The organism is Uliginosibacterium sp. sgz301328 (genome assembly GCF_041807905.1).
In the GTDB taxonomy this organism is placed as follows: Bacteria; Pseudomonadota; Gammaproteobacteria; order Burkholderiales; family Rhodocyclaceae; genus JBGVSA01.
Genome location: NZ_JBGVSA010000004.1, coordinates 108,217 through 129,793, shown reverse-complemented (window position 1 = coordinate 129,793; position 21,577 = coordinate 108,217). Strand labels below are relative to the sequence as shown.

The following is a 21,577-nucleotide window of genomic DNA, read 5'->3' as shown; positions in this document are numbered from 1 at the left end:
GTCGTCAGCGCAGCACGGGCGCCACTTGTTCGGTACGGCCAAACGGGTTGCGCCGGAAGACACCCTGCACGACCTGCCATGCCATCGCCAGGGCGCCGACGATGAACACCACGTCGCCAAACGTACGTACCCAGCGCAGCGTCTGCAAGATGCCTTGTTGCATGAACTCCTCGCTGCGGGCGTACCACAGGCCATGCGCAACGCTGGCGTGGAACTGGATGATGCCGATAGGCAACAGGCTCGTCGCGATCATCAACACCAGCCCGCCATTGAGCGACCAGAATGCCGTCTTCATCAGGCGCTCGCTAAAGACAAAGCCTGGGCGGATGTAGCGCAGCACCAGCAAGGTGAAGCCCAGCGCCAGGAAACCATACACACCGAACAGTGCGGCATGCGCGTGCACTGGCGTGGTGTTCAGCCCTTGCACGTAGTACAGCGAGATCGGCGGGTTGATCATGAAGCCGAATACGCCAGCGCCCAGCATGTTCCAGAACGCCACCGCCACGAAGCACATCAGCGGCCAGCGCACGTTTTCCATCCACGGGGCCTGCGACTTCAGGCGCCAGTTTTCCCATGCCTCATAGCCGAGCACGATCAGCGGCACGACTTCGAGCGCGCTGAAACTCGCACCGACCGCCATCACCGGCGTGGTCGTGCCGGCAAAGTACAAATGGTGAAACGTGCCCGGAATGCCGCCCAGCATGAAGAGCGACGCTGACGCCAGACTTGCCGCCGTCGCCATCGGGCGCGACACCAGGCCCAGCGTGGAGAAGATGAAAGCCAGCGCCGTCGTCGCAAAGACTTCAAAGAAGCCTTCCACCCACAGGTGCACCACCCACCAGCGCCAGTACTCCATGATCGTCAGGCTGGTGCGTTCGCCGTAGCCGAAGCCTGCTCCGTAGAACAGGCCGATGGCGACGACCGACGCGGTCAGCAGCGCGAGCAGATTGCGGTCGCCCTTGGCGCGCAATGCCGGCACGATGCCGCGCAGCATCAGCCCCAGCCAGATCAGGATGCCGGCGAACTTGCCGATCTGCCACAGGCGACCCAGGTCGACATATTCATAGCCCTGGTGACCCAGCCAGAAATTCCATTCCGGCGGCATGATCTGCGCGATGGCGAGGTAGTTGCCAACGAACGAACCGACCACCACCACGACCAGTGCCCAGAACAGGATATCGACGCCCAGTTTCTGGAAGCGCGGGTCCTTGCCGCCATGGATCAACGGTGCAAGGAACAAACCTGCGGCGAGAAAACCGGTGGCGATCCAGAACAGCGCGCTCTGTATATGCCATGTGCGTGACAGCGAATAGGGAATCCAGCGTGACACGTCGATGCCGTAGAACGACTGGCCTTCAACCGTATAGTGCGCGGTGAAGCCGCCCAGGAAGACCTGGAACACGAACAATGCAACGACCAGGAACAGATACTTGCCTAGCGCACGTTGCGATGGCGTCAGCGCAAAGCTGGTCAGCGGATCGTTGGCGGCCGCCTTGGGCGGTTCGTCATCGTGCTTGCGCAGGAATGCCCACGCCCAGATCAACAGCCCGACGCCAGCCAGCAAGACCACCACACTGGCAACCGACCAGATGACGTTCTCGGCGGTCGGCTGATTGCCGATCAGCGGCTCATGCGGCCAGTTGTTGGTGTAGGTGGCCTCGTAACCGGGGCGCTGCGCCGACGCCGCCCACGCCGTCCAGAAGAAGAAGTGCGTGAGCGCCTGGCGACGCTCCGCGCTGGGCAGCGTGTTGTTCTTCATCGCGAAGTGCTCGCGGCTGGTCTGCAACTCGGGCGCGTCGGAGAACAGCTTGTCGTAGTACGCCGCCGTCTGTGCCATGGCCTGTGCGCGGCGCGCACTGACCTCGAGCACACCGCTCGCATCGGTGGCGGCTCCGCGATATTCCGCGCGCAGCGCTTCGCGCAACGCGGCCTGCGCGGGGCCATCGATCTGCGCGTAAGGCTTGCCGTATTGCGCTTGTGCGGCCAGATCGAGCCACGCCGTCAGCTCGCGGTGCAGCCAGTCGGCGGTCCAGTCCGGCGCTTGATACGCACCGTGTCCCCAGATCGAACCCAATTGCATGCCACCGACCGATTGCCATGCGGTCTGCCCGTCGAGGATGTCGTCCTGCGTGAACAGCGTGCGGCCATCGTCAGTGACGACCTGCGCCGGAATGGGCGGCGCATGCCGATAGACCTCTTTGCCGAAATAGCCCAGCAGCGAGAACGTCACCACCAGCACGGCGATGAGCGTGAACCAGAGTTTCTTGTACGGGCCCATAGCGTGGTCCTCGTTCCTTTCAGTGCTGGGCGAGCGGGGCAAGGCGCTCAAAGAGGATGTTGTTTTCGAGATGGATGTGCTCCATCAGGTCCTGGCGGAAAGTACGCAGGCCGGCGTAGAGCGCACGCCACGTTGTGCACGCGGCGCGCGGCGGGGTGATGTCGTTGGTGAGTTCGGACAGACGACGCAGCGCGACGCCATGTTCGTCGTGCTCCAGGCGCATGACATGGATCGGACCGCCGGCGAGTGCGCCGCGGCCCGCGCGGATCATCGGGAAGAGGATGCCCTCTTCCTTGCTCATGTGGCTCTCCATCTCCTGCGCGATGTCGGTCAGCAAGTCAGCCAGCCCGAGCGGGCAATCAGCCTTGTCGCCGTGCACTTGCTCCACCTTGCGCGCCAGACGGATCAGCTCGGGCAATTGCTCGCGGTGCACCGCGTGGTAGCGCTGCAGGATGTGGTCGATCAGCGTGCCGGCGTCGGCCTCGTCCCACGAACGTTCGCCCGGCTCCGCAGCGCGGGCCTGCAAGACGTGCAGCTCTTCGACGATGGGTGCGACGTCGACTTCTGCAGCAGCGGCCGCCGCACCGAGCGTGCGGTTGCCCCCGCAACAGAAATCAAGCCGGTAGGCATCAAAGACGCGGGTGGCGCCGGCAATGCGGCGGGCAATCTGGCCGAGAGGCTGGTCGACGAAATCCATGGTGTTCTCCTTGTGACGGCGTCGTCCCCGCTCGCGGCGTGCGGGCAAGACAAAGCGCCTTGCCACTCCCTTAGCGAACCCTGTGCCAAATCGTCCGGCCTTTATTTTCAATTCCTTAGACACATCAATGGTAATATTCACCATTCTTTGATCGCGGTATTTTTGACCTTTCGCGGTATATATGACCCTCATCACCGCACTTTTGATGATCCAGGCGGACCTCGCCGGAGAACTCCCGGCCGGCATCCGTCTGCAGCGCCTGCTCGGCACGGTGCGCACGCTATTTGGCTGCGGCGCGGTTGCACTCCTGCGGCTGGAAGGCGACACGCTGCGCCCCATCGCCATCGATGGGCTGGCCCGCGACACGCTCGGGCGGCGCTTCGCGGTGAAGGATCACCCGCGCCTGGCGGCAATCCTGAGCCAGCGCGGCGTGACCTGCTTCGATCACGACAGCGCACTGCCCGACCCTTACGACGGGTTGGTGCTGGAACACGCGGGCGAACCACTGCCGGTGCACGACTGCATGGGCATCGCCCTGCTTCGCGATGGCGCGGCGTGGGGTGTGCTGACGTTGGACGCACTGCAGATCGGCACCTTCGACGACGACGCGCGCGCGGCGTTGGAACAGTTGGCGCCATCCATCGAAGCGGCCGTGCGCCTGACCCAATTGGAAAACGAAGTGCGCGTGCTGCGGCTGGCCGCGACCAATGTGCGGCACGACGGCGGCACGGTGTATGAAGACAGCGAGATCGTTGGCCAGAGCGAAGCGATCACCCGCCTGCTCCATGAGCTGAAAGTGGTCGCCGACTCCGACCTGCCGGTGCTGCTGCTGGGGGAAACCGGCGTGGGCAAGGAGCTATTTGCGCACACGCTGCATCGCTTTTCGCGCCGGGCCGCGAAGCCGATCATTCACGTCAACTGCGCTGCGCTCCCCGAATCGTTGGCCGAAAGCGAGCTGTTCGGCCACGTGCGCGGCGCGTTCTCGGGTGCCATGAGCGACCGCCCAGGTCGCTTCGAAGCGGCTGAGGGCGGTACCTTGTTCCTCGATGAAGTCGGCGAACTGCCGCTTTCGATCCAGGCCAAGTTGCTGCGTACGCTGCAGAACGGTGAGGTGCAGCGCCTGGGCGCGGATCGCCCATTGCGCGTCGACGTACGCGTGATCGCCGCCACCAACCGCAGCCTGAGCACGCACGTGCGCGACGGCCTGTTCCGCGCGGACCTGTATCACCGGCTGTCGGTGTATCCGATCCCCATTCCGCCGTTGCGCGAACGTGGCAACGATGTGTTGTTGCTGGCCGGCCGCTTCATCGAACTGAACCGGGCACGCCTGGGACTGCGCAGCCTGCGTCTGTCCCCCGCCGCCCAAGCAGCGCTGCTGGATTACCGCTGGCCGGGCAACGTGCGCGAGTTGGAACACGTCATCAGCCGTGCCGCCCTGAAGGCGGTGAGCCGCGGCGCCGCGCGCAGCGACATCGTCACGCTGGAACCGGAATTGCTCGACCTCGACGCGCGCTCAGGGCTGGATAGCCACGCGCCAATCGATGCCATCGCCGGCGCCGCCGAAGCGCCGCACGTCACGACCATCGCAGCGGGCCTGAGCCTGCGGGAGGTCGTCGAAAGCAGTCAGCGCGAAGCGATCCGTGTCGCGCTGCTGCGTCACGAAGACAACTGGGCCGGCGCCGCCCGTGAGCTGGGCGTGGATGCCAGCAACCTTCACAAGCTCGCGCGACGACTCGGCTTGAAGAACTGATCGAACGCGGGCGACTCACGTCGCAAAGGGCACGGCCTCTGCCTCACCGTGCACGCGGTACGTGTGCTTGCCGGCTTTCTTGGCGCGGTACATGGCCTCGTCCGCCAGCGCCACGAGACATTCGACTTCGGTGGAGTGATCGGGGTAGACGCAGATACCGATGCTCAGCGACGGCTGGGCGACATGTTCCCCGGCCTCCACAGGCAGCGTCACGGCGGACAGCAGCGATTGCGCGATGACGCCGACATCGCGTGGATCGCGAAGGTCTTCGATGACGACGGCGAACTCGTCGCCGCTCAGGCGCGCGACCGTGTCGCTCTCGCGCAGGGCCCCCCGCAGACGGGTTGCCACCGCCACCAGCACGGTGTCGCCGAAGGCGTGGCCGTGGTTGTCATTGATCGACTTGAACCCGTCGAGATCGATGAACATCACCGCCAGCCGCGAGCGATGGCGGTGTGCGCGCGCGACGGCATGGCTCAGGCGCTCGCCGAAGAGCGTGCGGTTGGGCAGGCCGGTGAGTGCATCGTGCATGGCGATGTAGCCGAGCCGGTCTTCCTTCTGGCGCACTTCGGTGACGTCCGTGCCGATGCTCACATAGCCCAGACATGTGTCGGCGGGGCCGCGAATGGCCGAGATGTTGAGCATGACGAGCACGAGCTCACCGTTCTTGCGGCGGTTCCATATCTCGCCCCTCCAGGCTCCGTCGTCCCGCAGCGCCCCCCACATCTTCTGGTAGAACTCGGGCGGCTGCCGTCCCGAACTCCACATGTTGGCGTTGCGACCGACGGCCTCTTCTTCGGAGTAGCCGGATACGGAACAGAAACTCGGATTGACGCGCAGGATCGTCCCGGTCATATCGGTGATGACGATCGCGCTGCTGGTGTGCTCGATGATCTGCTCGCAATACCAGGTACGGAATTGCGAGTCCCAGATGGCCTGATCGCGACGTCGCATCATTTTGGTGAGCGCGTAGCCGATTGCGCCGACGCCGCACACGATGAGCAGCGCGCCCAGGCCGAATGCAATGTCGAAGACGCGCCGGCTGCTGGCCCACAGCGACCGGGCCTGGTCGATGTTGTCCTGGATGTCGGTGGACAGCAGGGTGTCCAGGCGCTCGCGATCGGGCGCGTGTGCAATGGTCCATCGCTGCGCATCGTCGTAGTGGCCCGCTCGCGCAAGGCCGATGAATCGCTCGACGTTCAGTCGCGCCTCGGGCATGAGGTCGTGGATTTCGCGGGCCAGTTCCGATTCGCGCGGGCTGATGACGCCGTTGGGATAGTAGCGCCCCCAGAGTCCGTCGATGGTGTCGAGCCGCTCTTCGATGCGGCGCGTGCCTGCCGCGGTGACGGCCCGATCGCGTGCAAAGAGTATCCGCCACTGCTGGCAGCGAACGTCCATGTGGAGTGCGCGTATCGCATCGAGCTGCGCCAACGGCGTCGCGTTCTTCTCGTGCGTCACCGACAGGTTGGTGACCAGCGTGCTCATTACTGCGAGCGCAGCCAGGATGATGACGAACCCGACCGCCGCCGCGACCAGCGGGGCGGAACCCAGACCGTATGCGCGGCCGATCTTGAGTGCGCCGCTCATGGCTTGCTTCCTTCGACGATGACGTGGCCCGCGCTGTCGGGTGCGGACGATGGCGCTGCATGGAATCGATAGGCGCGTTTGCCGGATTTCTTGGCTGCGTACATCGCCCGGTCAGCATATTCGAGCAGTTGTCGTGCCTCGACGGCGTCCTCTGGATATACGCTGATGCCGATGCTCGCAGAAATGCCGATCGCATGGCGTCCGATCTGCACGGGCGTCACGACTGCCGCCAGCAGCGATTCCGCAACAGCCCCGAGATGCATCGGCTCCCGGATGTCTTCGATGAGCACGGCGAACTCGTCGCCACTCAGACGTGCGACCGTGTCGCTCTCCCGCACGGCGGCCCGCAGCCGCGACGCTACGCACACCAGTACGGCATCGCCCGCCATGTGCCCATGGTTGTCGTTCACCGACTTGAACCCGTCCAGATCGACGAACATCACGCCGAGCCTGGTCTGGTTGGCCTGCGCGCGCGAGATCGAATGGCGCAGGCGTTCGTCGAACAGCACGCGATTGGGAATGCCCGTCAACGCGTCGTGCATGGCCATGTGCCCAAGCCTGTCTTCGGCCGTACGCCGATGCGTGACGTCCGAGCCGATGCCGATGTAGCTGGTGAAATTGCCGTCGTGCCCCCGGATGCCGGCAATGTTGAGCGACATGAGGAACAGTTCCCCGTCCTTGCGGCGATTCCAGATCTCGCCGGACCACTGGCCCGCGGTGGTGAGGCTCTGCCACATTGCCTTGTAGAAATCCGGCGACTGCCGCCCCGAGCGCCACAGCCGCGGATTCTGTCCGAGCACCTCGTGCGCGCTGTAGCCGGTAATGGCGCAAAAGGCAGCGTTGACGTGCACGATGGTGCCCGACGCGTCGGTGACCACCGCACTGTTCGGGCTGTGTTCGGTAATCTGCTCGGCCAGCTTGCCGCGATAGCGCGAGTCGCGCAGTGCGCTGTCGCGATGGCGGTTCATGCGATACAGCGCGACGAGGACGGCAACCAGGCCGATCACGAACAGGGCGATGCCAACCGCGGCGACGCGCTCGAACAGTTGCTCGCCACGGCGGTACTCACGGGCCGAACCATCCAGATTGACCTGGATGATCTGCGCCATCAGCGCTTCCATCTGCATGCGTGGGACCTCCGACGCCAGGACGATCAGGGTCGCGCGCTCGTAGTCACCAGACAGCGCAAGTGCGGAGAACCGTTCGACGCGTTGCCTGAATGGCGGCAGCGCGTCGCGGACCGCCGAGGCCAGCCGGGCTTCCTCGTCGTTCGCAATGCCGCGCGGGTCGTACGACATCCATATCGAATCGATCGCATCGAGGCGATCGGCGATCCGGCGCGCGGCCTGCCACGTGTAGGCGGTATCGCGCTGCGCGACGATGCGCAACTCCATGCGGCCGATGTCGACCTGCGCGGCACGGATGCTGTCGAGCTGATACATCGGCTCCAGGTTCTTGGCGTACATCGTGTTCAGTCCGGCCAGGAAGCTCTGCATCGCGAACAGGGCGCCGAGAATGATCGCGACGCCGGCACATGCGGCCGCGATGGTCCAGAGTCCAGCCCGCCATCGGGCGCGGTGAATAGCGTTTTTCATGTCTGCTCGATGGGGCTCATTCGTCCCCGATGATGTGAGCGCAGGCTTTCCTGTAGGCTTCGCTGCCGACACCCGAAGAGATGGCCGCTTCGACCAGGCGCCACGCATGGTGGTCGGCGGCGGGGGACACGCCAGGCTCGATCGGCAACCTCGAAAAGAGGCAGGTCCTGCCTCGCGTGTCCGGGCATTGCACGTCGTCGTGGAAAGGCGCGTTCACATGCCGCCACATGATGTCGGCAACGTGCGTTGCCTCTTCGGGGTGAAGGTATCGAGCAGTTGCTTGATGAAAGGCGCGTTCGCCGCCAGGGCGAAGAATTTCTCGAGAATCGCGTCGACACGCCCGGCCATTCGATCGGCAAGGGGCGCAAGTGCCATATCGCAGGCAGCACCATAGAGATCCGACCACGCCTCTTCGAACGACGAACCCACCGCATCGACCTTCATACGAACACCCCCTCCCGGCACCTCCATCGAAGACGAATGGAGCACGCGCACTCCTCCGTTGCTGAATGCAGAGACGCGATCGTAGGGATCGTGTTGCCGCCGTCGGGTTGATGACGATTAACTCGATCTGGTGATTTTTCAATGTTCTGAGCCGGGGCGCCAAAGCTCCGAAGGAACTGTTCCGGTAAGGCGGTCGGAAACCTTCCGCAGCACCCAGGAATCGTCGGCGACGCAACAACGTCGGAGCAGAGCGGACCGGAACGGAGGGACGGAGGGAACGGACGGCAGTCGCGGCAGCATGCGTGGAGGCGCTGCGCGAAGAGGCGAATGGAACGGGAAATCGGTGCGGGCGACCGTCGGCGATATGACGGGTTTTTGGCGCATCCGACACGATTCGAACGTGCGACCCCTGCCTTCGGAGGGCAGTACTCTATCCAGCTGAGCTACGGATGCGTGGGGAACTGACAGTGCCGGGCCGAGCGAGAATCCCCGCGAGCCCTCATGGCAGCCGTGAATGATACTTCAGGCCCCCCCGCGCGTCCAATGCGCTGCGCAAACCGGCCAAGCCTGACGCTATAATCGCGCCTTTCGAATCCGCTTGTTCTTTCCGAGGGGTTTCATGGCCAAGTTTGTGCGTTCCGCGCTTACGGTAGCAATTGTCGTCGCGGCGGGTGTTCTCGCTGCCTGCAACAAGCCCGAGCCTGTCTCGGAAGAAGACACCGCTTCGCTGATCGAACCCGTTGCCAAGGTCGAACTTGCCGGCGCGCCAGCGGCGGGCGGTGCATTGCGCACCGGGCAGCAGGTCTATGAACAGGTCTGCGCGGCCTGCCATGCGACCGGCATGCTCGGATCGCCCAAATTCGGCGACCACGCCGCGTGGGCGCCGCGCATCGCGGAAGGCTACGACGCCGTGCTCAAGATCGCTACGGCGGGCAAGGGCAACATGCCGCCCAAGGGCGGCCAGCCCGACATGCCGGACGTCGAGTTCGCCCGTGCCGTGGTCTATCTCGCCAACCAGGGCGGCGCCAACTTCAAAGAGCCTGCGGCCCCGGCGGGCGCCAACGACGCGGGCGCTTCAGCGCCGGCAGCGGCGGGCGCCCCGGCACAGACCGCTGCGGTCGACGGCAAGAAGGTCTATGACTCCACCTGCACGGCCTGTCACTCGACGGGCGCGGCCGGCGCGCCGAAGCTGGGCGACAAGGGCGCCTGGGCGCCGCGCCTGGCGCAGGGCAACGACACGCTGTATCACTCGGCGCTGACGGGCAAGAACAACGTCATGCCGGCCAAGGGCGGCAACCCGAGCCTGTCGGATGCCGAGGTGAAGGCAGCGGTCGATTACATGGTCGCCCAGGCCAAGTAGGTCTCCCGTATCGGCAAAAGATAACGGCAGCCTCGGCTGCCGTTTTTCGTAGACCGTGTGGTTCCGATCAGCGAGCCAGCACGGCGGCTCCGGCCGCGGCGACCTGCGCGTCCTGGGTGGCCTGCGCGCCCGATACGCCGACTCCGCCGACGACGCGACCATCGACCACGATCGGCAGCCCGCCTTCGACGGCGCAGATCTCGCGCATCGAGAGCACGCGCAGACCAACGCCGCCAGCGACGATCTGGTCCTCGAACAACTTGGTCGAACGACGGAACTTGACGGCCGTCTCGGCCTTGCTCTGCGCCACGGCCAGGCTGCCGATGTTGGCGTCGTCCATGCGCTGAAGCGCCACCAGATTGGCGCCAGCGTCCACCACCGCGATCACCATCGCCCAACCATTGGCGCGCGCTTCGGCCTCGGCCGCCGCGACCACGCGCTTGGCATCTTCCAGGTTCAGGGACAGGCCGTAACCGGGCAGGCCGGACGGCGTAGCGGGCTGGGACATGGGTGTTCCTTTCTCGGCAAGCCGCACAGCGCGGCGTGAATCAAAGCCGCTAGTGTAGCGCTGTGCGCCATGGCCCCGGCTCAGGCGGCGTTCGGACATCTTGCCGGCATCGATGCCAGGCGCGGACGATACAGGCCATTGAGCAGCAGGGCGGCGGCGACCAGGGCCCCGCCCGCCAGCTCCCAGGCGCCCGGCACGCGCCCGCCGGCGGCTTCGATGACGAAAGTGCTGATCGGCACCACGTTGATGAACAACGCGCCGTTCACCGGCCCGAGGCGGCGTACGCCGGAATTCCACGACAGTACCGCGACGATGGAAGCGCCCAGCGCCATGAACAACAGGTGCGGCCACGACGACGCCAGATCGGCGCCCGACGGCACGTGCGTGGCCCCCGCTTCGAAAGCCATCAGGCACACCACGGCGATGCCGGCAAAGCCGAACAGCAGGGTCACGGCGCTGTAGCGCAGCGGCGACCAGTGCGGAAAGTCGCGCGCGCCCAGCGTGTAGAACGCCCAGCACAACGCGCCGGCCAGGATCATGGCGTCGCCCAGTGCGGAGCGCGACACCAGCAAGGTCGACGGATGACCATTGCTGACCACCAGCACGACGCCGCCCAGCGCCAGCAGCATGGCGACAACCGTGTGCGACGCCGGCCAGTTGCGCGTGCGCAGCCCCTGGATGAGCGCCGTAAGAAGCGGCAGCGTCGCCACCACGACCGAACCGTGCGCGGGCGAAGACAAGCGGAGCCCGCTGAACGCCAGCATGCTGAAGCCGCAGAAACCGGCGACGCCGAAGAAAGCCAGCCGCCATGAGCGGCCCTCGGTGGCGAAGGCGGAGCGGCCCTCGCTCAGCGCCAGCAACGCGGCGATGGCGACGGCCGATATGCCATAGCGCACGAAGGTGATGGCAAAGGCATCCACCCGACCGAGAATCGGCTTGCCGATGGGAAACATGCAGCCCCACAGAACGGTGGCGACGATCAGCAGGCCGACACCGCCGAGGCGCCCGGAGCGCGTAATCATGATGCAGCCTCGACGACCGTGGCCGCCTCCATCCAATCCGGCAGACCGGCGCTCGGCTCGAAGGCGACGATGTCGAAGCGCGCCACCCCGGAGCGCACGAAGGGGTCCTGCATCATGATCCGTTCGAGGGTGAAGGCCGAATCGGCGCGAGCGATGATCAGTCCGCCCGTGCGCGGCTGACGGCGCCCCGCCAGCAGGAAGGTGCCGCTTTCGATGTGAGCGGCAAGAAATGCGCGATGCGCGGACAGCCAGGCATCGACGCGGTCGATCGGTTCGACATAGGTCAGGAGCACGAGATAGAGCATGGGGAGGCCTCCGCAAGACGGCTGCTGCGATATGCGCAACCTTGTGGGGCTCACTCTAATCTGGGCACAATTTGCAGTGAATTCGTCACTTGCGCCCATTATCCGTGCAAAAACAAACAGACAGCCGCTTGCAATGGGAAGACGTCCGCTACTTTCTCGCCGTGGCGCGGCAAGGCAGCCTGTCGGGCGCGGCACGCACTATGGCGGTGGAACATTCGACGGTCGCCCGGCGTATCGAAGCGCTCGAATCGAGCCTCGGTCTGCGCCTTTTCGACCGGCTGCCGCGCGGCTGGCGGCTGACAGCCGAAGGCGAAGAACTGGTCACGCTGGGCGAGCGCATCGAAGACGAGGCGCTGGCGTTCGAACGCGCCGCCGTCGGCGCCGGGACACAGACGGGACGGGTCCGCGTCTCCGCCCCGCCGACCCTGGTCAGCCAGTTCCTCATGCCTCGCCTGGCCGCCACCCGCGCCCAGTGGTCGGGCATCGAGCTGGAAGTCATCGGTGAGACGCGCGAAGCGAACCTGGCGCGTCGCGAAGCCGACATCGCGCTGCGCATGGGACGCCCGCAGTCGCTGGCGCTGGCCGCCCGCCTCATCGGCAAGGTCGGCTATGGCCTGTACGGCAGGCGCGAGTGGCTGGAAAAGCCGCCGCACGAATGGGAATTCGTCTCCTACGACCACAGCATGCGCAACGTGCCGCAGCAAAAGTGGCTGGAAGACTATGCGGGCGGCCGCCGCTTTGCGCTGCGAAGCAACGATCTGGCGGCCATCGTATCGGCCGCGGCCGCCGGACTGGGTGTGACGTTCATGACGCACTATCTGGCCCGCACGCAGCCGACGCTGGTACGCCTGGCGCCGGATGAAGGGCCGCCCTCGCGCGAGGTGTGGCTGGTCCTGCACCCGGATGTCCGCCGTTCGCCCCGCGTGCGGCTGATCGCCGACCTGATCGTCGGCATATTCGAGCGTGACGCCGCATTGCTGACCTGAGAAGAGGCCCGCTTGTCACGGATCGTCGCGGCGAAACGATGATTGACCCTGTCGGCACCAGGCTTATGTAGAGTAGTGGGGTTGTCTGCCGGAGTTGCTGGCCATGAAGATTCCCACCCTTGCCTGCCGCTGTCTCTTTGCTGGTGTCGTCGCGACAACGACGCTCCACGCCTGGGCCAACACCGATATGCCACCAGCGGTCGCCGAACAACTGGCGGGCAGGATCGAGCTTTCGCAAGTACAGACGCTGGTCGATTCGCTCATCGCCGATCAGCGCGGCATGCTCGCGCACAACATGCTTGCCGGCATCGGCGCGCGTGGGCAGCTCGGCAAGGACTGGCATCCGGGCAATCCGTACTACGACCGCGAATACGCCTTGATCTGTGCGGCGCTGGATGACGAGGAAGCCCGCTCAGGCAAGCTGCTCGGCATCACGCCCCAGAACGTGCGCGATGCGCTCGCCGCCCAGGGCGGTGCCGATGAGATCCTGCGCAACGCCACGGCGGAAGACCTGCAGGCTTACGCGCTCATCGCCGAATATGCGCTGGTGGCGCGTGTGTACCAGGACATGACGGGCCGTTCGCCCAATGCGCCCGAAGTCACGGCGCGGCTGGACAACGTCTTCGCCTCACTGCGTCCGGACGCCCCCGCACCTTCGCAGGTGATGGCGACCTTGGTCGAGCGCGATCCGGAAGGTGCAACGGAACTGCGCGATCTCACCACGCGGCTGAGTCGCTCCGCAGCCGACAGCATGCTGCGCAGCCTGTCGCAGCGACTGACCATTACCTTCTATCGCATCAACGGCGACCTCAGCGCCATCACCGCGGCCTACCGCGAACAGGCCGGCCTTTCACGCTGAGGCGGTCAGCCAGACGCGCCGCCTCATTGATTGCGCATGTGGTTGGCCAGCCCGAGGATCGCCTCCCAGAAGCGCTCGCGCGCGCCGCCTTCGGGCAGGATCTCGTCGGCGGCCTGCGCCATGCACATCAGCCATGCATCGCGCTCGGCGTTGCCGATCGGAAACGGCATGTGCCGTGCGCGCATGCGCGGGTGACCGTATTTCTCGACGTAGTACTGCGGCCCGCCGAGCCAGCCGCACAGGAATTCGAAGAGCTTCTGGCGCGAAAAATCCAGCGACTCCGGATGCAGCTTGCGGATGACGTAGGCCTCCGGCAGCGTGTCCATCAAATCGTAAAAACGGTCCACGAGACGGCGGACGACATCCTCGCCGCCAAAGGTTTCGAACGGGGTGCGGGTGATCTCTTCGGGGGTCACTGATATTCCATGGGGCAATGCATCGGGGATGCGGCGATTATGCCGTTGCCTGCACTCACCCGCGAGTCATCGGCTGTGGCACCGGCGTTGCATGCCACGGCCGACACTGCTCATTACATGAATCCGGCGCGATCGAAAATCTTCTGCGCCTCTGCCGTACCCGACGACACCTTGCCGATGGGCAGTTCGTCGGCCTTGAACGGCCCGAGCTTATCGAGCGCCGGATTGCGCACCTTCACGCTCTTTACGACCGGCCATTCGTTGTTGCCGTCGGCGAAATAGACCTGCGCCTCGTCGGAGGCGAAGAACTCCAGCAGCTTCTGCGCGTTGGCCTTGTTGGGGGCGCTCTTGAGCATGCCGCCGCCCGAAACATTCACGTGCGTACCCCAGCTTTTCTGGTTGGGCCATACCACCGTCAATGCGTCGGCGACCTTGCGATCTTCCGGCTTGTCCGAGCGCATCAGGCGGGCTACGTAGTAGCTGTTGGCAACCGCCACACCACATTCACCGGCCGCCACCGACTTGAGTTGATCGGTGTCGCCGCCTTTCGGTGCGCGGGCAAGGTTGGCAACCAGGCCACGCGCCCAGGCCTCGGTCCTGGCCGTACCGTCATGCGCCAGAATCGCGGAACCCAGCGACAGGTTGTATGGGTGATTGCCTTCGCGCACGCAGATCCTGCCCTTCAGCCTGGGGTTGGCGAGATCTTCGTACGTCTGCACATCGGCCCCGTTCACCAACGCGCTGTTATAGACGATCACGCGGGCGCGCAGGGAGAACGAAAACCAGTCGGCGGTGCGCAGATGCGCGGGAATGCGCTGCTCGAGCACCTTCGACTTCACCGGGGCGAACAGGCCAAGCTGTTCGGCCTTGGCCAGGCGGGAGGCGTCGACGGTAATGAACACATCGGCCGGGCTGTTGGCCCCTTCGCTGCGGATACGTTCAATGAGTTCGTCTTCTTTGCCTTCGATGCGATTGACCTTGATGCCGGTGGCCTTTTCGAACTTGGCGTACAGCGCCTCATCCGTCTGGTAATGGCGGGCGGTGTAGAGATTGACCACGGCTTGTTGCGCCAGTGCCGACTGGGCGCCAAGGCCCGTTGCGGCAAGAATCGCCAGATGGCGAAAGTTGATTTTCACGGCAAAGTTCTCCGAAGGGGGAAGGGACTGAACGTTACAGCAATCAAATGCGAAGCGTTCGCATTGGCTGTTTATTTGTTCAAAAGTTCCAAATCCCCATGAAAAACAATGCGCGCCTCCTGATTGTCAGCTTCATGCCATCTTGAACCGTCGCGGGGCTGAGTTCGCTCCAGGCCACTGCGCGTGAGCCTGTTGTATCCTTCTCGGCCCCGCGCCGGGCACACGGCCCACCGCGGGACGGAGGCCTCCAGGGCCGCCAGACCCAGAATTTCAATCCGGTGTTTTGATCCGATGCTGAAACCGATTTCCCTGCGCATCGCCGAAGAGCTCGGCGTGCGCGAAGCACAGGTCGCCGCCACCGTCGCCTTGATCGACGAAGGTGCTACCGTCCCTTTCATCGCCCGCTACCGCAAGGAAGTCACGGGCGGGCTCGACGATACGCAACTGCGCAACCTCGATGAGCGGCTGACCTATCTGCGCGAACTGGACACGCGCCGCGAGGCGATCCTGAAGTCGATCCGCGAGCAGGAAAAGCTCACGCCCGAGCTGGAAAATTCCATCCTCGCCGCCACCGACAAGACCACGCTCGAGGATCTCTACCTTCCGTACAAGCCCAAGCGCCGCACCAAGGCACAGATCGCGCGCGAGGCCGGTCTCGAACCGCTCGCCGACGCGCTCATCGCCGACCCGACGCTGTCGCCGGAAGACACCGCCGCCGCATACCTGAACGCCGAAGCTGGCGTGACGGACGTCAAGGCGGCATTGGACGGCGCCCGCGCAATCCTCATCGAGCGCTTTGGCGAAGACGCCCAGTTGCTGGGCGAACTGCGCGAAAAACTGTGGCAGGAAGGCGAGGTCGTCGCCAAGGTGGTGGCCGGCAAGGAACAGGCCGGCGCCAAGTTCTCCGACTATTTCGACCACCGCGAACCGATCCGCGCACTGCCCTCGCACCGCATGCTGGCACTGCTGCGCGGCCGCAACGAAGAGTTCCTCACGCTGGCGCTGGCCTATCAGCCGGACGACGTGCCGCCGACCGAGCGCAGCGCGTATGAACTGCGCATCGCCGGGCATTTTGGTCTTCGCGACGCAGGCCGCGCGGCCGACAAATGGCTGCTCGACAGCGTGCGCCTGGCGTGGCGCGCGCGCATCTTCCTGACGCTCGAACTGGAACTCTTCACCCGCGCCCGCGAAGGCGCCGAAGAAGAAGCCATCCGTGTCTTCGCCCGCAATCTGCACGACCTGCTGCTGGCAGCACCCGCCGGCCCGCGCACGACCATCGGTCTCGACCCGGGCCTGCGCACCGGCGTGAAGGTGGCCGTGGTGGACGCCACCGGCAAACTGCTCGACACCGCCACCATCTATCCGCACGAGCCGCGCCGCGATTGGTCGGGCTCGCTCGCCACACTGGCCGCGCTGGCCACGCGCCACAAGTGCGAGCTGATCGCCATCGGCAACGGCACGGCCAGCCGCGAAACCGACAAGCTCGCCAGCGACCTGATGCGTGACCACCCGCAACTCGGCCTCACGCGCATCGTGGTGTCGGAAGCCGGCGCGTCGGTGTATTCGGCATCCGAACTCGCGGCCAAGGAATTCCCGCAGCTCGACGTGAGCCTGCGCGGTGCGGTGTCGATCGCGCGGCGCCTGCAGGACCCGCTGGCCGAGCTGGTGAAGATCGACCCGAAGTCGATCGGCGTGGGCCAATACCAGCACGACGTGAACCAGACGCGCCTGGCGCGCTCGCTCGATGGCGTGGTTGAAGATTGCGTGAACGCCGTCGGCGTCGACGTGAACACGGCATCGGCGGCGCTACTGGCCCGTATTTCGGGGCTCAACAGCACCCTGGCGTCGAACATCGTCGCCTATCGCGACGAGCATGGCGCCTTCGCCAACCGCGCCGCCCTGAAGAAGGTCCCGCGCCTTGGCGACAAGACCTTCGAGCAAGCGGCGGGCTTCCTGCGCATCATGAATGGCGACAATCCGCTGGATGCCTCGGCGGTGCACCCGGAGGCCTATCCGGTGGTCGAGAAGATCGTGCTCAAGACCAACAAGCCGGTGCGCGAACTGATCGGGGATGGCAACTTCCTGCGCAGCCTGCGCGCCAGCGAGTTCACCGATGAGCGCTTCGGCGTACCCACGGTGCAGGACATCCTGCTCGAACTCGACAAGCCCGGCCGCGATCCGCGTCCTGAGTTCAAGACGGCAACCTTCGCCGACGGCGTCGAGGACATCAAGGACCTGCAGCCCGGCATGCTGCTCGAAGGCGTGGTGACCAACGTCGCGGCCTTCGGGGCGTTCGTCGATATCGGCGTGCACCAGGACGGTCTGGTCCACATCTCGGCGCTGTCGAGCAAGTTTGTCCAGGACCCGCACACGGTGGTGAAGGCCGGCGATGTGGTGAAAGTGAAAGTGGTCGAGGTCGACGTCGCCCGCAAGCGCATCGGGCTGACCATGCGGCTGAACGATCCCGCCGAGCCAGCGCCGCGCCGCGGCAATGGCGACGCTCGCCCTGCCTCGCGCCCCGGACAGAAAGACGCCCGCCGCCAGCAGCCGCAGAAGCCGGCCGTCAACAGCGCCATGGCGGATGCTTTTGCACGCCTGAAGCGCTGAGCATTTCGCACAGGTCTCGCGGCGAAGGCGCGCAATGCGACTTCGCCGGCCGCCTGTCGCAGGCTTTTTGCGCAATACGTGCAAGAAGCCCCTCCAAAGCGCACAAATTTGTGCGCGGCGCCTTGATTCGCAACCCGACTTCGGCGAATGTTGCGCTTTTCAGGCGCTGCTGCCGGAACCGATCACATGCAGTCGAGAATCTCGCCGGACTCCACTCGAGCGCACACGCATACGCAATGAGCCCGATGTCATGAGCAACCTCAACGCGGGTACCGCGTGGCGCTTTCTTCTGGTAGGCGGAGCAGCCACCGGGCTGCAATACCTTCTCCTGGCGATGTTCGTCTGGCTAGGCGTTTTCGACGGCGTGACCGCATCGGCGGTGGGCTTCGCCATCGCCGCCGTCGCCAACTATCTGCTCAACGCGCGCTTCACCTTCGCAACCAGCAACCGGCACAGCCACGGCCTGCCGCGCTTTGCCGCCACCGCGGCCGCGGGCTGCCTCATCAATACGCTGGTGCTCGACACGCTCGTCGGCTTCGGCGTGGCGTTTTTCCTTGCTCAACTCATCGCTACCGGCGTGGTATTCGTATGGAACTACATGATCAACGCAATCTGGACATTCCGGCCGCAGCAGTGAATCGCCCGCCGCGCATTGGCCTGGTGATTCCCTGCTACAACGAAGAAAGCGTTCTGCCCGAGACCACCTCCCGCCTGTTGGTGCTGCTCGACGACATGCGCGCGCGGGGAGTCTGCTCGGATGACAGCGCGGTGTTCTACGTCGACGACGGCAGCCGCGATCGCACCTGGGCGTTGATCGATGAACTATCGCGCCAGCACCCGTCGATCTGCGGCATCAAGCTGTCGCGCAACCGTGGCCACCAGAACGCGCTGCTGTGCGGGTTGATGACCGCGCCCGGCGACGCGCTGATCAGCGTCGACGCGGACCTGCAGGACGATCTGGACGTCATCCCCAAGATGGTCGAGGCTTTCAGCCGTGGCGATGACATCGTGCTGGGCGTGCGCAAGCGTCGCGATACCGACACCTTCTTCAAGCGCTTCACCGCCGAGGGGTATTACAAGCTCATGGCGTCGATGAAGGTCGACATCGTGTTCAATCACGCCGATTACCGCCTGATGAGCCGTCGCGCGCTCGAATCGCTGCGCGAGTATCGCGAGGTGAACCTGTTCCTGCGAGGGCTGGTGCCCCTGCTGGGTTATCGTTCATCGATCGTCGAGTACGACCGCGCCGAACGCTTTGCGGGCGAATCGAAGTACCCGCTCAAGAAGATGCTTTCCTTCGCGTGGCAGGGCATCACTTCGTTCTCGACCTATCCGCTGCGGCTGATCACGACGCTGGGGTTCGTGGTGTCGCTGGCCAGCATCGCACTGGCGGCATGGGCGCTGATCATACGCTTCGTGCCGGGCGAGACGGTGCCCGGCTGGGCTTCGACAGTTATCCCGACGTACTTCCTGGGCGGCGTGCAATTGCTGAGCCTCGGCGTGATCGGCGAATACGTCGCCAAGATCTACACCGAGACCAAGGCGCGCCCGCGCTTCCATGTCGACGTCGTGCGCGGCGCGGCCTTCGCGCGCAAGCGCGACGAACACGTCACCGGGCCGTTTGCCTGAGCACGCGGTTCGGTGGAGACGAAAAAGGCGCACCGCGGTGCGCCTTTTTTTGTGCTGAAGGCCAAACTAGCGGCGCTCGAACAGGAACCTGGGCTCCAGCCAGTCCGCGTGGTCGCCCGAGTTGCTGCCCATCGGGTCGACGCGCAGTTCCAGCACGCGCTTGCCGCGCACATCCACGTACAGGGGTTGCGCGGCGGCGCCGTAGGGCATGTCCGGGCTCGTCCACGCGTGCTGTCCATCCAGGTAGACCTCGAAGCGCACCAGTCCGCCCGGCTCTTCGTCGTCGAGCCCCGCCTGCGCTGAAAATGCCGTGGCGCCGTCGGGGATGGGGATCAGGATCGATGAACGTGCGTGCGTACCGAGGCCCGCGAGATAGCGACGCCCCGCCACCGTCAGCGGACGCTGGCCGACGCTGCGCCCCTCCTGCAACTGGCCCCATTCCTGGTGCGAAGTGCGCCCCTGCATGGCGGCGGCGTCCATCCATCCGCGCGCCTTGAAGTTCGCCATGCGCTGCGCTTCGGCCTGCCGCACGTCATACAGATGGATGGCCAGCGCGATGCCCCAGACCGCCACGCACGCTGTCAGCCATAGCCAAAAGGGCAAACGACCTGCGCGCCAGAACAGGGCCGAGGCGCACGGCAGGCCAACGATCATGACGGCGATCGTCACGAAGATGAACACTGCCTGCAGGTGCAGCAGGGCGCCGCCAGCCGGTTTCATGACGGCGGCCATGTTGGCGGCCGTGAGCAGTGAAAGCACCACGGCATGCCAGGCGAATCGGCGGTCGCACGCCAGCGCCACCATCGCCACGACGGCGGCCGGGAAGAGGTAGCGCTCATGCATCGCCGGCAGGAACAGGAAGAAGCCCGCAATGCTCAACATGGCATTGCGCCAGTGCCGTTCGATCACGTCATGGCGCAGGCCGTCGACCAGCAGCCACAGGCTCCAGGCGCCGAACATGGCGATGCCGAGGTAATGCGGTGTAAACAGAAGTTGCCACCCTCGCGCGACGGTGCCATGGTCATAGAACAGGCGCGAGTCCTGCACCTCGTTCATGCCGATCAGGGTCCACAGGTTGGCGGCGTTGTAGCTCGACACGGGGAAGAGTCCCGAAGCGCCGATGTAGGCCTTGTCGATCATGAGCCCGAGGCTGCCCGTCATGACGTACGGCAGTACCAGGACCGCCGCCAGCGGAATCGACAGCAGCAATCCGGCGAACAGTTCGGGTCGGCGCCGATGCCAGAGCAGCGGCAGGATCGCCGGCCCGATGCAGATGGCCTGGAACTTGGTCAGTACGGCAAGCGTCAGCAGCGGAAATACGCACAGCAGGTACCGGTCGTAGATCAGGCACAGCAGCGCCGACACGATCAGGAACGAGAAAAGCAGGTCAACCTGGCCCCAGATCGGTCCGTTCATGAGGAGCGCAGGGCTGAATACGGCAAAGGCCATGATCCAGGTGGACTGCCGTTCGGTGGCATGCGAGGCGCGCAGCAGGCGATCCATCATCCACAACAGGCCACCGTGCGCCACGATGACCGGAGTGATGGCCAGCAGGCGGAGCAACCCGCCCAGTTGGGGCGTGACGCCGAGCAGGTCATGGATGTGCCCGACCAGCCACAGCCAGTGTGTGAAGAGCGGAGGGTAATTGCCTTCCAGCCCGGCGTAACCCAGGTCGTTCAATTGACGCGACCAATCGACCCAGCAGGCGACGTCGGGCTCGAAGCCCGAGTTCGTCGAGCAGAGCACGTTCAGCAGGACCATCAGCCAAAGCCAGAGGCCCAGCGGGCGCCACGGGGCTGCGGCGGACGACGGGAGGTGCTGCGATGCGACGGAGTCACTCAGATCCGGTTCGGTACGATCGTTCATGTGCGGTCACAAGCGGTTCATGGTTTTGCAGCCATCCTGCGATCACGCACTTTGCCATCGAAACCGGCGAAATGATGCGACCGATCTCGCCGTACCTGACAAGCGTCGCGTAGAGCGTTGCATGCGTGCCAAGCAGCATGAAGCACAGGATCACGAGGAGCCCGTTCATGACATGGCGATCCGCCCCTGCCGCGCCTGCGGCGCATCTTTCGACGAGGCTCGTGGCCGTCCTCTTGTTGCCGCTGATGGCGGCTGCCTGCGCGCAGCCCGCGCCTGTGCCGACGCGTTCCACACAAGTCATGATCGCCCTGCCGCCGGACGTCAGGGCCGACGACGCTGCGTGGCTGCGGCAGCTCGCTCGGGCCGCCGGCAGCACGGTTCATTTTGGTGCAAACATGTCATCCGGATGGGCGGCTTACCGGATGGATTGCGTCACGCAGGACCCGGACTGCTCACAAGCCATCGATCGTCTGCGCGCCAGCGGGCTGGTCCGGGCCGTGGAGCGCGATGCACGCAAGTCGACACGCTGAAC

Annotated in this window: 19 protein-coding genes and 1 tRNA gene; 8 read left to right on the top strand and 12 right to left on the bottom strand. The window is 65.1% G+C overall.

The genetic code is table 11. From position 1 onward, the window contains the following. Window positions 1-4: 4 nt before the first annotated feature. Complete coding sequence (locus ACDA63_RS04525; RefSeq protein ID WP_373661994.1) at window positions 5-2,278, bottom strand: nitric-oxide reductase large subunit; 2,274 nt, start codon at window positions 2,276-2,278, stop codon at window positions 5-7. A gap of 19 nt (window positions 2,279-2,297) precedes the next feature. Continuing rightward, window positions 2,298-2,975 carry an iron-sulfur cluster repair protein YtfE gene (gene ytfE, locus ACDA63_RS04520; RefSeq protein WP_373661993.1) on the bottom strand — a complete coding sequence of 226 codons (678 nt, stop codon included), beginning with the start codon at window positions 2,973-2,975 and terminating at the stop codon, window positions 2,298-2,300. Between the two features lie 181 nt (window positions 2,976-3,156). Here ytfE and norR point away from each other — a divergent pair, with 181 nt between their 5' ends. After that, window positions 3,157-4,725 (top strand): nitric oxide reductase transcriptional regulator NorR, encoded by a 1,569-nt coding sequence (gene norR / locus ACDA63_RS04515; RefSeq protein ID WP_373661992.1) that lies wholly within the window; start codon window positions 3,157-3,159, stop codon window positions 4,723-4,725. A gap of 15 nt (window positions 4,726-4,740) precedes the next feature. Here norR and ACDA63_RS04510 read toward each other — a convergent pair whose 3' ends face one another. The 4 genes from ACDA63_RS04510 to ACDA63_RS04495 all read right to left on the bottom strand — a co-directional run bounded on the left by ACDA63_RS04510 (window position 4,741) and on the right by ACDA63_RS04495 (window position 8,804). Beyond that, window positions 4,741-6,312 carry a diguanylate cyclase domain-containing protein gene (locus tag ACDA63_RS04510; RefSeq protein WP_373661991.1) on the bottom strand — a complete coding sequence of 524 codons (1,572 nt, stop codon included), beginning with the start codon at window positions 6,310-6,312 and terminating at the stop codon, window positions 4,741-4,743. Continuing rightward, entirely contained in the window at window positions 6,309-7,907 is a 1,599-nt protein-coding gene (locus tag ACDA63_RS04505; protein ID WP_373661990.1) for a diguanylate cyclase domain-containing protein, read from the bottom strand. Before ACDA63_RS04505 ends, ACDA63_RS04510 begins: the two co-directional genes overlap by 4 nt. 213 nt (window positions 7,908-8,120) lie before the next feature. Next, window positions 8,121-8,351: a hypothetical protein gene (locus tag ACDA63_RS04500; RefSeq protein WP_373661988.1), complete on the bottom strand. Its 231-nt coding sequence runs from the start codon at window positions 8,349-8,351 to the stop codon at window positions 8,121-8,123. A 376-nt stretch (window positions 8,352-8,727) separates the two neighbouring features. Then, window positions 8,728-8,804: transfer RNA gene (locus ACDA63_RS04495), tRNA-Arg, on the bottom strand. Window positions 8,805-8,970: 166 nt separating this feature from the next. Here ACDA63_RS04495 and ACDA63_RS04490 point away from each other — a divergent pair. Beyond that, window positions 8,971-9,711 (top strand): cytochrome c5 family protein, encoded by a 741-nt coding sequence (locus ACDA63_RS04490; protein WP_373661987.1) that lies wholly within the window; start codon window positions 8,971-8,973, stop codon window positions 9,709-9,711. Between the two features lie 67 nt (window positions 9,712-9,778). On the opposite strand, the gene ACDA63_RS04485 is transcribed toward ACDA63_RS04490, so the two are convergent. From ACDA63_RS04485 to ACDA63_RS04475, 3 genes are all read right to left on the bottom strand, one after another. Next, entirely contained in the window at window positions 9,779-10,219 is a 441-nt protein-coding gene (locus tag ACDA63_RS04485; RefSeq protein WP_373661986.1) for a heme-binding protein, read from the bottom strand. 80 nt (window positions 10,220-10,299) lie between these two features. Continuing rightward, window positions 10,300-11,241: a DMT family transporter gene (locus ACDA63_RS04480; protein ID WP_373661985.1), complete on the bottom strand. Its 942-nt coding sequence runs from the start codon at window positions 11,239-11,241 to the stop codon at window positions 10,300-10,302. After that, a complete protein-coding gene (locus tag ACDA63_RS04475; RefSeq protein ID WP_373661984.1) occupies window positions 11,238-11,546 on the bottom strand; it encodes a YciI family protein in 309 nt (102 codons plus the stop codon). Before ACDA63_RS04475 ends, ACDA63_RS04480 begins: the two co-directional genes overlap by 4 nt. Before the next feature lie 128 nt (window positions 11,547-11,674). Here ACDA63_RS04475 and ACDA63_RS04470 point away from each other — a divergent pair, with 128 nt between their 5' ends. Both ACDA63_RS04470 and ACDA63_RS04465 read left to right on the top strand, forming a co-directional pair. Beyond that, window positions 11,675-12,532 (top strand): LysR family transcriptional regulator, encoded by an 858-nt coding sequence (locus tag ACDA63_RS04470; RefSeq protein WP_373661983.1) that lies wholly within the window; start codon window positions 11,675-11,677, stop codon window positions 12,530-12,532. 103 nt (window positions 12,533-12,635) lie between these two features. Continuing rightward, window positions 12,636-13,391 carry a hypothetical protein gene (locus tag ACDA63_RS04465; protein WP_373661982.1) on the top strand — a complete coding sequence of 252 codons (756 nt, stop codon included), beginning with the start codon at window positions 12,636-12,638 and terminating at the stop codon, window positions 13,389-13,391. Between the two features lie 23 nt (window positions 13,392-13,414). On the opposite strand, the gene ACDA63_RS04460 is transcribed toward ACDA63_RS04465, so the two are convergent. Continuing rightward, a complete protein-coding gene (locus ACDA63_RS04460; protein WP_373661981.1) occupies window positions 13,415-13,807 on the bottom strand; it encodes a group II truncated hemoglobin in 393 nt (130 codons plus the stop codon). Window positions 13,808-13,920: 113 nt separating this feature from the next. Beyond that, a complete protein-coding gene (locus ACDA63_RS04455; RefSeq protein WP_373662106.1) occupies window positions 13,921-14,937 on the bottom strand; it encodes a Fe(3+) ABC transporter substrate-binding protein in 1,017 nt (338 codons plus the stop codon). A gap of 297 nt (window positions 14,938-15,234) precedes the next feature. Here ACDA63_RS04455 and ACDA63_RS04450 point away from each other — a divergent pair, with 297 nt between their 5' ends. The 3 genes from ACDA63_RS04450 to ACDA63_RS04440 all read left to right on the top strand — a co-directional run bounded on the left by ACDA63_RS04450 (window position 15,235) and on the right by ACDA63_RS04440 (window position 19,179). Beyond that, window positions 15,235-17,550 (top strand): Tex family protein, encoded by a 2,316-nt coding sequence (locus tag ACDA63_RS04450; RefSeq protein WP_373661980.1) that lies wholly within the window; start codon window positions 15,235-15,237, stop codon window positions 17,548-17,550. A gap of 250 nt (window positions 17,551-17,800) precedes the next feature. After that, window positions 17,801-18,187 carry a GtrA family protein gene (locus ACDA63_RS04445; protein ID WP_373661979.1) on the top strand — a complete coding sequence of 129 codons (387 nt, stop codon included), beginning with the start codon at window positions 17,801-17,803 and terminating at the stop codon, window positions 18,185-18,187. Continuing rightward, window positions 18,139-19,179, top strand: coding sequence for a glycosyltransferase family 2 protein (locus tag ACDA63_RS04440; RefSeq protein ID WP_373661978.1), 1,041 nt, complete (start codon window positions 18,139-18,141; stop codon window positions 19,177-19,179). Before ACDA63_RS04445 ends, ACDA63_RS04440 begins: the two co-directional genes overlap by 49 nt. A 66-nt stretch (window positions 19,180-19,245) precedes the next feature. Here ACDA63_RS04440 and ACDA63_RS04435 read toward each other — a convergent pair whose 3' ends face one another. Continuing rightward, complete coding sequence (locus tag ACDA63_RS04435) at window positions 19,246-21,045, bottom strand: NPCBM/NEW2 domain-containing protein (protein WP_373661977.1); 1,800 nt, start codon at window positions 21,043-21,045, stop codon at window positions 19,246-19,248. Window positions 21,046-21,212: 167 nt separating this feature from the next. Here ACDA63_RS04435 and ACDA63_RS04430 point away from each other — a divergent pair, with 167 nt between their 5' ends. Then, window positions 21,213-21,575, top strand: a complete 363-nt coding sequence (locus ACDA63_RS04430; RefSeq protein ID WP_373661976.1) for a hypothetical protein — start codon at window positions 21,213-21,215, stop codon at window positions 21,573-21,575. Window positions 21,576-21,577 lie beyond the last annotated feature (2 nt).

Excerpts from the sequence above, each read along its gene's own strand:
- ACDA63_RS04525 (WP_373661994.1), bottom strand. The coding sequence starts at position 2,278 with ATGGGCCCGTACAAGAAACTCTGGTTCACGCTCATCGCCGTGCTGGTG.
- ytfE (WP_373661993.1), bottom strand. The coding sequence starts at position 2,975 with ATGGATTTCGTCGACCAGCCTCTCGGCCAGATTGCCCGCCGCATTGCC.
- norR (WP_373661992.1), top strand. The coding sequence starts at position 3,157 with ATGACCCTCATCACCGCACTTTTGATGATCCAGGCGGACCTCGCCGGA.
- ACDA63_RS04510 (WP_373661991.1), bottom strand. The coding sequence starts at position 6,312 with ATGAGCGGCGCACTCAAGATCGGCCGCGCATACGGTCTGGGTTCCGCC.
- ACDA63_RS04505 (WP_373661990.1), bottom strand. The coding sequence starts at position 7,907 with ATGAAAAACGCTATTCACCGCGCCCGATGGCGGGCTGGACTCTGGACC.
- ACDA63_RS04500 (WP_373661988.1), bottom strand. The coding sequence starts at position 8,351 with ATGAAGGTCGATGCGGTGGGTTCGTCGTTCGAAGAGGCGTGGTCGGAT.
- ACDA63_RS04490 (WP_373661987.1), top strand. The coding sequence starts at position 8,971 with ATGGCCAAGTTTGTGCGTTCCGCGCTTACGGTAGCAATTGTCGTCGCG.
- ACDA63_RS04485 (WP_373661986.1), bottom strand. The coding sequence starts at position 10,219 with ATGTCCCAGCCCGCTACGCCGTCCGGCCTGCCCGGTTACGGCCTGTCC.
- ACDA63_RS04480 (WP_373661985.1), bottom strand. The coding sequence starts at position 11,241 with ATGATTACGCGCTCCGGGCGCCTCGGCGGTGTCGGCCTGCTGATCGTC.
- ACDA63_RS04475 (WP_373661984.1), bottom strand. The coding sequence starts at position 11,546 with ATGCTCTATCTCGTGCTCCTGACCTATGTCGAACCGATCGACCGCGTC.
- ACDA63_RS04465 (WP_373661982.1), top strand. The coding sequence starts at position 12,636 with ATGAAGATTCCCACCCTTGCCTGCCGCTGTCTCTTTGCTGGTGTCGTC.
- ACDA63_RS04450 (WP_373661980.1), top strand. The coding sequence starts at position 15,235 with ATGCTGAAACCGATTTCCCTGCGCATCGCCGAAGAGCTCGGCGTGCGC.
- ACDA63_RS04445 (WP_373661979.1), top strand. The coding sequence starts at position 17,801 with ATGAGCAACCTCAACGCGGGTACCGCGTGGCGCTTTCTTCTGGTAGGC.
- ACDA63_RS04440 (WP_373661978.1), top strand. The coding sequence starts at position 18,139 with ATGGAACTACATGATCAACGCAATCTGGACATTCCGGCCGCAGCAGTG.
- ACDA63_RS04435 (WP_373661977.1), bottom strand. The coding sequence starts at position 21,045 with ATGAACGATCGTACCGAACCGGATCTGAGTGACTCCGTCGCATCGCAG.
- ACDA63_RS04430 (WP_373661976.1), top strand. The coding sequence starts at position 21,213 with ATGACATGGCGATCCGCCCCTGCCGCGCCTGCGGCGCATCTTTCGACG.